At 50.6% G+C, this 13787-nt stretch carries 11 protein-coding genes; all 11 read right to left on the minus strand.

Annotation, left to right across the window (positions count from 1 at the left end; all coding sequences use genetic code 11):
• Positions 1-184: 184 nt before the first annotated feature.
• The 11 genes from tssG to tssC (B2Z72_RS05515) all read right to left on the minus strand — a co-directional run bounded on the left by tssG (position 185) and on the right by tssC (B2Z72_RS05515) (position 13787).
• On the minus strand, positions 185-1168 hold the full coding sequence (tssG, locus tag B2Z72_RS05465; protein ID WP_296983736.1) for a type VI secretion system baseplate subunit TssG: 984 nt from the start codon (positions 1166-1168) through the stop codon (positions 185-187).
• Positions 1141-2844 (minus strand): type VI secretion system baseplate subunit TssF, encoded by a 1704-nt coding sequence (gene tssF, locus B2Z72_RS05470; RefSeq protein ID WP_296983737.1) that lies wholly within the window; start codon positions 2842-2844, stop codon positions 1141-1143. Before tssF ends, tssG begins: the two co-directional genes overlap by 28 nt.
• Before the next feature lie 3 nt (positions 2845-2847).
• Complete coding sequence (gene tssE, locus B2Z72_RS05475) at positions 2848-3261, minus strand: type VI secretion system baseplate subunit TssE (protein WP_296983738.1); 414 nt, start codon at positions 3259-3261, stop codon at positions 2848-2850.
• Positions 3261-3743 (minus strand): type VI secretion system tube protein TssD, encoded by a 483-nt coding sequence (gene tssD, locus B2Z72_RS05480; protein ID WP_296983739.1) that lies wholly within the window; start codon positions 3741-3743, stop codon positions 3261-3263. Before tssD ends, tssE begins: the two co-directional genes overlap by 1 nt.
• A 107-nt stretch (positions 3744-3850) precedes the next feature.
• Positions 3851-5542, minus strand: a complete 1692-nt coding sequence (gene tssC, locus B2Z72_RS05485; protein WP_296983740.1) for a type VI secretion system contractile sheath large subunit — start codon at positions 5540-5542, stop codon at positions 3851-3853.
• A gap of 8 nt (positions 5543-5550) precedes the next feature.
• Positions 5551-8985, minus strand: coding sequence for a type VI secretion protein IcmF/TssM N-terminal domain-containing protein (locus tag B2Z72_RS05490; RefSeq protein WP_296983741.1), 3435 nt, complete (start codon positions 8983-8985; stop codon positions 5551-5553).
• A 1-nt stretch (position 8986) separates the two neighbouring features.
• Entirely contained in the window at positions 8987-9661 is a 675-nt protein-coding gene (locus B2Z72_RS05495) for a DotU family type IV/VI secretion system protein (protein ID WP_296983744.1), read from the minus strand.
• Between the two features lie 10 nt (positions 9662-9671).
• Entirely contained in the window at positions 9672-11054 is a 1383-nt protein-coding gene (gene tssK / locus B2Z72_RS05500; protein WP_296983745.1) for a type VI secretion system baseplate subunit TssK, read from the minus strand.
• A gap of 26 nt (positions 11055-11080) precedes the next feature.
• On the minus strand, positions 11081-11668 hold the full coding sequence (gene tssJ, locus B2Z72_RS05505; RefSeq protein WP_296983747.1) for a type VI secretion system lipoprotein TssJ: 588 nt from the start codon (positions 11666-11668) through the stop codon (positions 11081-11083).
• Positions 11669-11722: 54 nt separating this feature from the next.
• Positions 11723-12235, minus strand: a complete 513-nt coding sequence (locus tag B2Z72_RS05510) for an Hcp family type VI secretion system effector (RefSeq protein WP_296983748.1) — start codon at positions 12233-12235, stop codon at positions 11723-11725.
• Between the two features lie 73 nt (positions 12236-12308).
• Positions 12309-13787, minus strand: a complete 1479-nt coding sequence (gene tssC, locus B2Z72_RS05515) for a type VI secretion system contractile sheath large subunit (protein WP_296983750.1) — start codon at positions 13785-13787, stop codon at positions 12309-12311.

Genomic DNA, 13787 nt, shown 5'->3' on the forward strand with positions numbered 1-13787 from the left:
CGAGCCAGAAAGCGCGAAGCGGGCTTGTTTTTGCTCCTGCAAAACATGCATTTCCGCCATCCATGGCGGTCAGGAGTTTAGCCGGTCCGGCGAGAGGGGTAAGGCCCCTCTATGAGGACAAGGGGCCTCACGTTTTTAGCAAATGCTTGGATAGATATTTGTGGGCAGTGGCCCTGTAAGACGATTAACAGGTCAGCGGATACGAGATGCTGCGTGGCGACTGATCGTTGCGCATATAAGTATTGATGCCCAGCGAATTCCATTGATAACCCAGGCTGGCCATTGGGCTGGATGGCGTGACGTTAAACACCAGTTCCGTTTTCAGCGGCTTTTTCAGATAGGACGATACCAGGGTGCTCAGTGTCGTCATGCGCTCAGAATCATTGACGATAGCTTCGTAAGCCTGCTGATCCAGTTCACCGGTATGAATGCGGATGCAGTTATTCTGATCAATAATCTGACTGCCGAGATGAGCACTTTCTCCCAGCTGGTGGTTTTCTGTGCCCAGTTGCAGACGCAGAGCAGCCGGAATACGGGTGTTCTGCGCGACAAACTCTTCCACTTTAATGCTGTCGAGTTGCAGATAATCCTGCACCAGAATTTTCAGTCCGGCAGCGGAACGCTCAGCTTTGGAATACAGACCAAAATAACGCAGCTTCAGCCGGGCAATGGCCGGAGAGTCCGTGTCATTAACCAGCCCAAGCAGGCTGTACAGCATGTGCCAGTAGCTGTCGCGGTCGTGTTCGATGGCATTGAAGTTAAGCTTAAACAGCGACCAGGCATCGTAGAGCTTGGGCAACAGCTGGCTGTGAATAATATCGAGAAATTCACGCGGCGCGTTCAGTTCTTCCCATTCATTATCCAGCAGTTCTTCGTTGTAAAAATCCGGCAGGGGGGAAGACAGACCGTACAGGCCGGAAATCTGCGTAATGATTTCGTAGCCTGAGTCTTTCTCCAGACGCTCAACTTTGCTGACGTCAGTTTCGCTGTAGCCCAGCCCCAGTTCCGGACGTACCGAAATCGTACGGGCAGGGCGTCGCGGTGAAACCGGATACTGGGCATTGATTTTATTCAGGATGCGGTAGGCCTGAAAAAACTCGTAGGCCTGCGCATCGTTAAGAATATCTTCCTCGAGGAACTTCAGCTCTTCACTGATTTCGACTGCCATTGCATCGTCTCCCCGTTATTCACATTGGTCAGCGACAGCGTCAGGAAGCTGTTGAGATCGGTGAACTGATCAAGCAGATAGAACATCAGCTCGCCGAACAGATACAGATCACCGCTACTGGCAAAACCGCTGCCGTCTACATCCATAGCAATATGACGTCCGCGCACCAGATAACCGCGTAACAGTTTTTCCGTCGGCGTTACCTGCATGCTTTGCAGGGATTCAATACGCTTGCGGTTGGCCGCGTGTTCTTTGGTATCGGTCTGATCGGTCGGGTTATACAGACTGAGCAGTGTCTTCAGGTTGTTCATATCCGCAACCGGCAGATAGTTCACCGTCAGATGGGTAATCAGTTTCCACAGCGTGCGGCCATCGGTAATAGGCGCAATGTATTCACTGATGGTGGAAACATTACTGACGCTCACCAGATCGGGAATATCCGGCGTGTTCACGTTGACTTCGCCCACCTTCAGCTGCGCAGTATTACGGCCGTTAGAGCATTGCAGGCGCGCAGTCAGAATTTCACGCGAAGGAATGTCCATACCCGGCGGATAACTGATGCGCAGAATATTTTCCTGATCCGTGTGCCCGGTGTAATGCTGAATCAGTTCATACACAGGGTTCTGACCGGCTTCTTTCGCCGCCAGCGAAAAGCTCTGATACTGAATCTTTTCTGATGAGCGGCGGCTCTGCCCCTGCAGGCTGGTGACCGAATGAATGGTCAGAGTACGGTTGGTATTGCGCACCGGGTTGATGTGCAGATCCGATGTTTTGTGATCCAGCGACATCGGTTCCGCATCGGTATCAAACAGGTTGATGGCCGGTGAGCAGAACAGGCGGAAGCTGTTTTTATCCAGCTGCAGGTTATGCACGGTCTGATCCAGCGAGAAGCGCAGGCGGAAGGCTTTTGGTAACGGACCGTCAATATCCAGGTTGGTGATATTCAGAAACAGGAAGTGGAACTTATTAATAAAGTATTCCTGCACATGTCGGAAACTGTTGAGGCCGGTTTTGCTGCTCTCAAACAGATAGAAGTCATCTTCCCACGCCATGTTCTTAATACTGTCGACCGGCAGATTCACTTCCTGGCTACCGGCAATCAGAGTGATCTGTTTAACGTGTTTGGTCAGCAGCCAGTAAATCTGGCTGGCGGCAACATAATCACCGGAAAGGTGTACCGGCAGTTCCGATACTTTCAGTTCAGCATTGGCCAGACTGGTATTGTGCATGGCCAGTTCAATGCTGGAGTGGGTCGCCTGCTGGGTCAGTTCACAGCTGCTGACGGTCAGAGGGTGCACCATCACTTCACGACAGGTACGGAAGCGGCAGCTGCTGCCGGAGACCTTCTGCGAATCCACTTTGCTGGCAGCTTTAATCGTTACCGGGTTGTTCAGAATATTACGCGGCTTGAATTCAACAATGGTGGTGGCCGGGATTTCTTTCAGATAATCCGGTGCCACAACACGCAGAATAGACTGGGCAAAATCCGGGAAGTCGGTATCCAGACGTTCCTGAATACCGGCACTCAGATACGCTGTACCCTGCAGAATGCGCTCAACATCCGGATCAGTACTGCTGCCGGACAGGTGCGGTGCCAGCGCCGGGTATTTACGGGCAAATTCCCGTGCTCCATCGCGCAGCGAGCGTAATTCATTCTGATAAAGATCTGTTTTCATAACTTATACCGCGGGCTCAACCCGGACCCTGCCATCCATTCCAATGTGAATTTTCGCGTTCACTTCCTGATTCATGCCACCGGCGACGGAAGCATTCAGCTGCCAGCTGAGTTGTGTCGGATCGTTCTTTTTGTCGTCGAAGGTGAGGTTGGTAATGTCTACCCGCTTTTCATACGACTTAATCTGCTGGCTGATTTCCTGCGTTAAATATTCAGTGTCCACCGCAGAATGCGACTGGAAGAAGCTGCGCAGATCGGGCAGCCCCATATTTTCATCAATCAGCACATTGCCACGCTGACTGTTCAGTAACAGCTCGATATCACGGGCAATGGAATCGGGCAGATCAAAACTGTCTTCTGCCGACTTCTTACCGGTTTGCCATTCGGCAACCCGTTGTAACAGACGCTTTCCTGACATCAGGAAACAACCCCGAAGTTATCTTCGTACTCAATGCCATCAACGTCGTGGATCCAGGTGATGCTGTCATAAATAAACGACACCTTCTCCATGTGACCAAGACGCGAGCTGGCACCTTCCGGTGTGTATTCCACTTCAAAATCAATGGCCACGATCTGAGCGTTTTTCAGAATCTGGCTGTAGTAGAGTTCTTCCATACCGGCACTGTCGATGCGGTACCAGTCGATCCTGACTTCTGTCAGCAGTTCCGATTGCCCAAGTGCCTGATACAACATCGGGGAAGTACGGTCGATATCCTTCAGAATGGTTATCGGCATATGCATACGGCGACCACTGGTCAGGCCGTTTTTATCGGTAGGCAGTTTGATTGCATGAGTACAGGCCAGTACTACGATGGCGCCTTCGCGGTTTTCCAGCCCGCATTCGCCTTCCAGAGTACCCTGAGTTTCAGCGGTGATTGTCATATAACCTGGTAATGCCATATCCGTCTCCTTGATCCGTCACCGGATTAAAAAATTCCATCAGCGTGTTGTTCCGTCGTTAACGGCGGCTCATCCTTAATGCGCCGCTCACCATAACCGACTCTGTTTTACGCTTTATCCAGTCGTCCACGTTCTTTCAGCGTGAACATATTTCCCATAAATTTAAAATGCGGTGTCAGGGTAATCCGAATCAGATACCAGGCACCTTTGCCTTCCATTTCGCGCACACTGATATTGGCTGCGCGCAACGGACGTTTGGCCCGTACACCGGGGGAAGGGCTGTCCATATCCGAGACATACTGACGCAGCCAGTTATTCAGCGACTGATCAATCTGGGAACGGGTCTTCCAGGCACCGATGTTCTCGCGCTGCAGAATTTTCAGATAATGCGAGAAACGGCAGCTGATCATGATAAACGGCAGCTGGCTGTCGAGCTTCTGACTCAGTGGCTCGTCAAACGAACTGTCTTCCTCACCACTTTCCTGATTGCAGCAGGCCGGAATTGCAGAGAAGCCGGCGGTGCGTGAACTTTTATAAATGCTCAGCGGCGTAAAGCCATGGTTTACCAGTTCGCTCAGGGTGCGGTCAGAAATCATCACCTCAGTCGGAATAATATTGCGGATACGGCTGTTGGACTGCGCGATGGCAATCTCTTCAATCAGACCGTATTCCTCACCGGTGACGTTTACAAACCAGCGGTAGCGGGCAAAGCTGCGGATAAATACGCTGGCCAGTGCAAACGATGAGCTGCCCCAGACACCGGGTGACGATTGCATGCTGGCTTCGGTAAAGCGCACACCACCACCGGTATTTTCATAGCGTTCACGCAATAAAAAGCGCGGCAGCGTCAGTGCCACATAACGGCTGTCGTGATGCGCACGGAAACCATTCCACTTGGCGTAAGCAGGCTGATCGAAGTGTGCTTTCAGATCACGGACAGAAGGAAGTTCAGCAAAGGTTTTAATACCAAACAGCGAAGGCGCGGCATTGGCCGCTACCGGGCAATGTGCCATGGCTGCCAGTGCTGCCATATTGCGGACCAGGGCAATATCCTGTGCTTTTTCACTGATATCGAAATCCGCCACCATCATCAGATAAGGCTTGCCACCGAGCTGGCCGAATTCCTGACGATAAACCAGATCATAGAGTGCGCTCTGGGTAACATCGGGCACATCTTCAAAGTCTTCAGTCACCGCCTGTTTACTGGCATTCAGCAGAACGACTTCAATGTTTTCCCCGGCCGGTACCTGACGGCTGAGGAAATCCACCGAGCGCCAGCTGCGTTCCAGCTGACGAAAAACCGGGTGATGAATAATTTCATTCAGCTGCTTCTGAATACGCTGCTCCAGATCTGCCTGAATCAGCAGACGTTCTGAATCGGTATCAAAAGAAGAATCACTGTAGCCAAACAGTTCAAACAGCGGCTGAATTTCGCGGCTCTTCACCTTCTCTTCAGTGAGCATGATGTACAGCGCAGCGGCCTGATTGAGCAGCGGAATGCCGCTCATCAGGTTATCAGGATGAAAATCATCAATGGCCGTAATCGGATAACGGATTTCCGTCGCAGCATCCAGCTCAGGCTGCAGGTGGTTGGTGATATTGGCATTAAAGGAAATCTTCCAGTGCTGCAGAATATCACCGGTATTACGGCCCAGTGCGCGGCTGTTTTCCGGGTCGACGATTTCCGAACGCTCGTCCACCGTCAGATCCGAAATCACCAGCACCCGCATCGGCAATTCGCTTTCCTGCTGCCGATGATCTGAATAGGTCAGATTAATGCGGTCACTTATCGCTTCCATGTCGGCTCCTACCAGCAGTATGCAATGGTTGGTGGCATATCGAGTGGCACAGTATCGAGCATCTGAACCACCGGACGCTGACCATGAATTTCATAGTTCAGGTCGATGTAACGCACACCCAGGTTCGCCAGTTGCGCACGCTGATTAGGGAAGTCATCCGGAGTAAATACGCGGCGGCCATCCTGAAAATCCACCAGGAACTTACTGAAGCCTTTCACACCGTTGTAATCCTTCAGCAGCGTCAGCTGGCCGATATCAATACGCAGAGTGACATCACCACAGGTTTCCAGTGACCAGCGGAAATCATGCTGAGTCGGGTAGTTGTAGTTAGCCATGGTCTGGGTACCGTCGCTGCAGTGCAGATCGATAAAGGTCGCGTACGGCGATACTTTGGCATCCGGGTTAGCGCCGGATGGCAGAGCATTCATGGAGACAACAAATTCGTTACCCACCACAAAAGCACCGTTGCTGGCTTTATTGACGATATCGAGGAACGTCTCGGTCAGCTGCAGTGAACGGCTGTTGACATCAGACTTCACATAACCGCGTTTGTATTCTTTGGATACAAAAGGAGACACTTCGGTATTGACGAAATTCCACAGCAGACCACCTTCACCGACCAGGGTGTTACCCAGTTCATTACGCGGTACGCCATCCAGAGCAGCCAGTACGTTATTTTCCCAGCGGGTCTGAATTTCACAGCTGCTTTCGCGCTGCATATAGTCGTAGGCGGTATCAATCGGGCCGGTAAAGAGTTTCCAGAACAGACGGGTAGTGGAAACCGGGCGACCAACCAGAGACTGCAGCTGTTTAACCGATACCCAGGCAGACGCCACAGGGCCGTTACCTTTTTCCGGTGCATCGGGATTAGTAAACAGTGTGGTAATGGAATCCAGTGACTGGGAGCGGGAAGAGGCTTTAAAAGCGACTTCAGCCAGTGCCTGCTTGTAAGCGTCTACCGCTTTAACCGAATCATCCAGCACTTTATCGTTATCGTCGCCATCACCGGAATCTTTGGTCGCTTTGGTGTAAACCTTCAGGCCTTTCTTCGCGGCTTTACCGACTTTACCGAATTTACCCAGTGCTTTCTTCAGCAGCTTGTTATTACCACGGCCGGCGCGGCCATCACTGATGGAATAGCTCTGAATTTCAGCAAAGAATTCCAGCTTCTCTTTTGATGGGTATTCGATTTCTTCAAACACAGACAGCTGTGCGTAGATATCTTCCATCAGACGGAAATAAGGGTTGTCACCGGTCGCCATACGATCGAGCAGATTGGTCCATTCATCGTGGTCACGTTGCTTCAGCTTACCTTCGTCAAAACGTTCGGCAAAATCCATCCACGCCTGAATATACTGGCGCTGATAGTATTTATCGAAGTCCTGCTTCACTTCGGTCAGCTGTTTGTCATCCATATTGGCGCGCTGGAATTCATCCAGGAAGGTCTGAATAAAATCGTAACCATCAATGGTGTAAGCCGCTTCGATTGCTGGTGGTTCAGCCAGAGTAATACTGCCGCCCCAGTAATCGCGCAGACGTACAGAATCAAAGCCCTGCGAATCCGCCCACTGAATAATCCAGCTGTAATCACCGTGGTTATTTTTAACCAGATACAGAAGGGCAGACTGCAGACTGTTCTTTTCCGTTTCCAGTGTTACCAGCGATGGGTTCCAGGCAACGTAAGTAATATAAATGTCGTTGAACAGAGCAGAGGAGTCTGCGGTAACCGCCGGGTCCTGAACCGTAATGTAGTCCGGGCCGATTGGCAGATCTTCGCTTTCTTCCTCTTCACTTTCCGGATTAAGGCGATCCTGCAGTGCGTTAATACGGCGCACCATGCCACCGGCCAGCGAGCTGATGTTCGTGCGCTGCATATCGTCGATGGTGGCTTTCAGGTTTTCGTCATAGGGCGTCAGCAGACTTTGCTGAACTGAACGTATGTACTCTTCCTTTAAACCAGCAACCGGATTGGCATTACCGGTCAGCAGAGTCCACGGCATGGGTGAAGACGCCTGATATTCTTCCAGAGATTCAATCAGGGTTTTCAGACGGTACAGATTCTCCAGCTTCTCATCCGTGCTGAGATCCGGTGAAGTAACATTGATTTCGCTGCCGGCATAGTTGGTATAAATATCCGCCAGCACTTCACGGTCGTTGTTATACAGGGCGGTGAGACCAACCAGTGCGACAAACGTCAGGGCACCACTGATACCCAGCGCATAGCGGCGCATGGCACGACGCAGACGAACAGCACTTGGCAGGTTAACCAACAGGCCACGGTCAGACGGCAGAATGCGGGTAAACAGATCGTGCAGGAACATACCTTCACGTACGGTTGAACCCTGCTCATCATGAATACTGGACGAGAAGTACAGGCCACGGAACGGCGGCGCTTCCTGATAGGCGTTACCTTTAAGAGCGGTTTTAATAAAGGTCTGCAGACCATCACGTAAACGCTCCATGGAAGACGGCAGCATCAGCACTTCATCACTGAGGGATGTGTCCTGCTCCATCATCAGCAAACGCAGATCTTTAACGCGCTCAATGACGTTATCGAGGGCGTAATCGACAATACTGGAATAATCACCGGAATCGGAATCGTTGAGGTAACCCATAGCCTGGGATTTCACTTCATCCGGCAGATGAGCTGCCCAGCCAGAGAAGCCGGGAATCAGATCCGACTTGGTGATCATCAGATAGATGGGAACCTTAACTTCCAGCTTCTCCATCATACGGTTAATGCTGTTGCGCACCTGACGGCCTTCTTCGAGCAGATCGTCTTCACTGGCATTCAGCAGACGGTCCGCAGCCACCACCAGAATAACGCCGTTAATCGGCTCTTTCTGTTTGTGCTGGGCAACCATATTAAGCAGCTGAGTCCATTCTTTACGGTCACGTTCGAGATTGTCCGGCACGGCATAACGGCCAGCAGTATCAATGACGATCCCTTCTTCGTGCAGCCACCATTCAATGTTCAGCGTAGAGCCTTCGGCTTTTTCTGACAGATCAATGGAAGGCAGCAGCAGTTTGGCATTACGCAGACTGGTGCTCTTACCCGAGGTCGGGCGACCGAAAATCATGTACCACGGCAGTACGTACAGGGGATCACCCTGAAACTTCAGCTGTGAGCGTTTCAGCGCGCGTACGGTGCGCTTCCAGCCATGACGCAGGGAACGTGACAGCTCGGTTGGTGTCATGCCCAGATCATCAACGACTTCTTCGCCAGAGCCTTTGCTCAGAATATTACGTACCTGCGCCCTGGCGCGCAGACGGATAATGATTTTGCGGATAATAATAATCGCAATCCAGATACCAAAAATGGCAGCCAGTGCGTACAGACCGTCCGTTAACGGACGCTCCAGCAGATAGGTTACGCTCATAACCACTGCTGAAATCAGCAGGACAACAAAGGTCCATAAGAGGAATTTCAGAAAGGTTTTCATATCAGCTCACTAACCCAACAATGTTGGAAACCCAACTATCAATCTGCAGCGCGTAAAACAGGAAGGTGGCAATCACGGCAACAAAAGGAATCGCGGTAAATACCGGGATCAGATTGAAGCGGCTGCGCATCAGCTTATTTTCACGCATGTCCTTTTGGTAAGCGGCGCTGAACAGAGTCGATTTATCCATGCGCGATACCGAATCTTCCGGCAGCATGATCGACATGTTGTAGCCACGGGCTTCTTCGATTTTGGGTCTGTCTTCCGGCATGAAGTAACGGCCTTTAAAACCCAGGCCCAGACACATCAGATAAATTTCGCGGATATCCGCATCGCTTCCCTGACGGTTGAGCAGGTTTAGCTGCTCATAAAATTCACTACCGGCATTGGTGGTTTCAAAATAATGACGTTGCAGCGAATCGTTCTTCCATGCCAGCTTGCCCGGCCATGGTGAGGTAAGAATCAGCTCGTCGATAAAAGCCACAACGGGGAACAGGGCCTTTTGCCGAACCGCTTCATCCACACCTGCAGACGCAGCATTTACCTGCGCACTGCTGATCAGGTTGACGAACTTGTTCTTCAGCTCTTCTGCCGATACCGGATCATCAGCGCTCAATGACTGACTTACAGAGCGGGCGGCAAGCAGAGCTTCCATGTAGTAATCTACCAGTCTCATGCTATGCCCCTTATTTTCTCAGAATAACCAGTTCGATCTTCAGATCTTCCGGCGCTTCGTCCCACATCAGACCCAGGCTCTTCTTGTTGATAACCTGATTCCATTTTTCATCATGAATATCAATGCGGGCATAGTTGGCGAAGTTTTTCTTCGGCAGACCCGGTGGTGGCCCTGGCATATGCAGTACACCAATACCAGGCAGTGAGCGCTCGATCAGAATGTCGATCATGTCGGCTTCCGCCAGTTTGGCCGTCGTCAGGAACGACTGAGAGTGATCAGACCATGGTGCTTCGGTATTCAGAATCAGATAGAAATCGACCTGATCTTCGAAGAACTCAGCCGGAATATCCACAGTAAAGCGCGTGTCGTTACGCTCAAATTCCACCAGAAACTGCGGGCCAACCGAAATCTCATTCAGCAGCTGAGTGATCAGCGTGCGGGCGGCGTTAAAGCAATCCCAGAGGTTGGTGTGCTCATAGGCAGGTAACAGAGATTCGCCATCTTTGTTCTCGCCGAGGAAGTTAATACTGCGCGAGAAAATACTGACTTCACCCACCAGTTCGCGCATAAAGCCATAAACATCCCATGGTGACACCGAAGGTGTTTCTGACATGTGATAAAAACGCGGAACGTAACGCGAAAGCGCCTGCAGACCCAGACGATAGCGCAGCATGTTCGGATCAAAGTTCTGACTGGCAGAGGCATTGGCAATACTGCTCAGCTGGAATGCACGACCACTCAGCTCATCACGCAGTTCTTTGACAATACTCAGCGCAGAGGCTGAAGCTTCAAGATTAATCAGAGGGGGAATGAAACTTTTCATAAAGATCAGCTTCTCACCATCCAGTGCAATACGGGCCACCGGAATCACATGATAATCAGCATAATCTTCAAGCTCGTGTGGAAGAATAATCTTGAGTTTATATACCAGCGGCTGCAGCTCTGCCTGCTGATCGTTCAGGTAAACATCATCCACTGCAACCGGAGCCGCGTCCGTGTAATAACGGGTGCTGACGCCAGCAACGTCGGTGTTGTTATGAATAATGGTGACGTTCGGATCAATCTGGCTCAATTTGCGCAGACCGATGTAAACGTCCATCGGACGTTCCGGATCAACTTCAATATTTTCCAGCGACCGGCTCTGAATCGAAGCGTTCTCATTAATGGTCGCAATAGCACCATCCTGAAACACAAAAGAGCCGCTTTCGACTTCAATCTGGCGGATCGCCAGCGCTTCATTGGCAAGGCTGAGATCGCGCACACCCCAGAACCAGGGGCGGCTCATATAACGAACCTGGCTCAGCTTTTCTTCCTGACTCAGCTCAGCATACTGAAAATGTTGCGGCTGCAGGAACATTCCCTGACGCCAGAAAACAGATTTAACCTTTGGCATGTCTTCCCCTTTAACCACCAGGCCTTTTAAAAGAATTTTGTATCTTCCGGATTCACCAGATTAATCTCGCGCGTACTTTTACGGCCGAGAGATAAATCGATGAACATTTCATCCGGAATTGCCTTTGCTTCGTCAGCAATAAGCCCGGTTGCAGACAGCACGAGATCAACAGCGCCACGTTTTGCTGGTTTAACCGGTATATCGAAAATATGTACGTCCAGTTCTGTGCTTAAACCGAAATAGCCGGAAATAATACCGACGTACATAGAACCCTGAGCACGAGGATAGGCTGTTACTTTATCCTCTCCGGGTTGCATGATCAGACGGTTGAACTGAGAGATGGTGTCATCAACGCGACCTTCGTTCAGGAGCTTTACAGCGCCTTCACGGGTTTCGGCAAGTCCACGGAATGTATTGGGATCACTTAACTGAAAAACACCAATCATCAAAGAATGTGGACGCCCACTGATGGAGTTCAGATCAGTAGGTGCGGAGGCATGAATATGAATAGCCCGGTCTTTATAAGACCAGTCTTCCGGTGCGACCTCCAAAACAGTTTTGCTGGCACACGAGGCCAGCAAAAACAGCGAAAAAAATAAGCTGATAAATTTCACGATGCATCCTGCAATAAAAAAACCTGCACCGGGCGGTGCAGGTTATTGCCGTCATCAGGCAGCAGTAGAACCGAAGCTGTATGCGCCCTCGGTACCTGCAGCATCATGAGTCCAGGTGATAGAACCTGGGTTGATGTGCAGAATTTCCATGTGACCCAGGTGAGCCTGAGTCGGATCGCCGATGCTTGGCAGTACAGTTTCAATGTCAACCAGTACGGCTTTTTCCATTTCCATTACGTAATACAGCTCTTCTTCGCCGCTGGCGGAGATGCGGTACCAGTTGATGGTAATGTCCAGCTGTTCACCGGTGGTCAGTGCGTTGTGCAGCAGCGGAGTCGCTTTGTCGATCATTTTAGTGATCTGCATAGGACGCATAGATGGCATGCTGGTGATCTGACCAGTCTGCTCATTCGTGCCGCGTGGAACGTGGTGGTAGAACGCCTGAATCATGATCTCGTCTTCGTGACCATCCTGGGTAGCGGTACCAACAGAATCCTCGCTCAGAGCACCAGAACTGATTTCACCCTGATTTTGTCCTTCAATAATCATATAAGCAGGAATTGCCATTTGTATTCTCCTTAATTAATACTTTCACAGGGAGAGTGATGCCACAGACCTGTGCCATCAACTTCACACTGCATCACTCTTTATCCAGTTTTCCTGCCAGAGAAAGTGTGAAACTTGATCCCATATATTTGAAATGAGGTCTCACGTTCATCTCTACGCGATAGAAGCCCGGATTTCCTTCATCGTCGGTCACAACGATACTTGCTTCACGCAGAGGTTTACGGCTGCGAACCTCTGCCGGCGGGTTATCCTGATCGGCCACATACTGGCGAACCCATGAATTAAGTTCACGATCAAGATCATTACGGGTTTTCCAGCTACCAATATGTTCGCGCTGCAGTACTTTGATGTAATGCGCAAGACGATCAATCATAAACAGGTATGGAAGTTCCGTTCCCAACTTGTAATTAGTTTCAGCCTGTTTTGCTTCAGGACTGTTACCGAAAAATTTCGGTTTCTGTGCGCTGTTTGCTGAGAAGAATGTAGCGTTGTCAGTTCCTTTACGCGCTACCAGACCAATAAAGCCCTGTTCTGCCAGTTCAAATTCCTGGCGATCAGACAGCATAACTTCGGTCGGACTGTGAACACGGGTTTCGCCATTTTCGAGATAGCGATAAACCGGCAGATCCAGAACCTCACCACCACTCTGAGGACCGATAACGTTCGGACACCAGCGGTATTCAGCAAATGAGCGCGACATGTTTGCCGCGAATGCATAGGATGCACTGCCCCAGCACAGTTTTTCCAGATCCTGGTTAATACCTTCCTGATAATTAAACTCTTTAACCTGATTGTCTTCGCCGTATGGCGAACGCAACATGAAACGTGGCGCAGTCAGACCAACGTTACGGGCATCATCCGATTCACGGAAGCCCTGCCATTTAGCGTATTGCGGACCTTCAAAAATAGATTCCAGATCTTTCAACGAAGGAAGACCCTGGAAACTTTCCAGACCAAAGAATTTCGGACCGGCAGACGCAATAAATGGTGCGTGCGACATGGCGCTGACAGATGCCAGATCCTGCAGAAGTTTGATGTCCTGCGCAGTCGGGTCAATCGCGTAGCCAGAAATAATGACACCGTAAGGCTTACCACCGAACTGGCCGTATTCCGCAGAATACACATGCTTGTACAGGCCTGAGCGGGTAACATCCGGAGAATCTTCGAAGTCTTCGATCATCTCGCTTTTGCTGGCGCTCATCATTTCAACCATGATGTTCTGTTTGAAATCAGTGCGCTTCACCAGGAAATGCAGACCACGCCAGGCGCTTTCTACTTTCTTGAATTCCCCAGCGTGAACAATTTCATCCAGCTGCGCGCTGATTTTCTCGTCGATGGCGGAAATCATATCGTCAACGAGCTTCTTCTCGACCTTATCCACCTTGGTGTTGCTTTTCAGCAGGTCAGAGATAAAGGCTTCTACACCACGACGGGCAGTATCAAAACCATCGTCGCCAGGAGACATGCGTGTTTCCTGCATCACCTGGTCAAGCAGGGATTCACCGGCTTCGGCAGCCAGATTAACTTCGCTGTTTTCAGTTGCAGTCGTCAT

Source organism: Thalassolituus sp. UBA6592 (assembly GCF_002433655.1).
In the GTDB taxonomy this organism is placed as follows: Bacteria; Pseudomonadota; Gammaproteobacteria; order Pseudomonadales; family Oceanobacteraceae; genus Venatoribacter.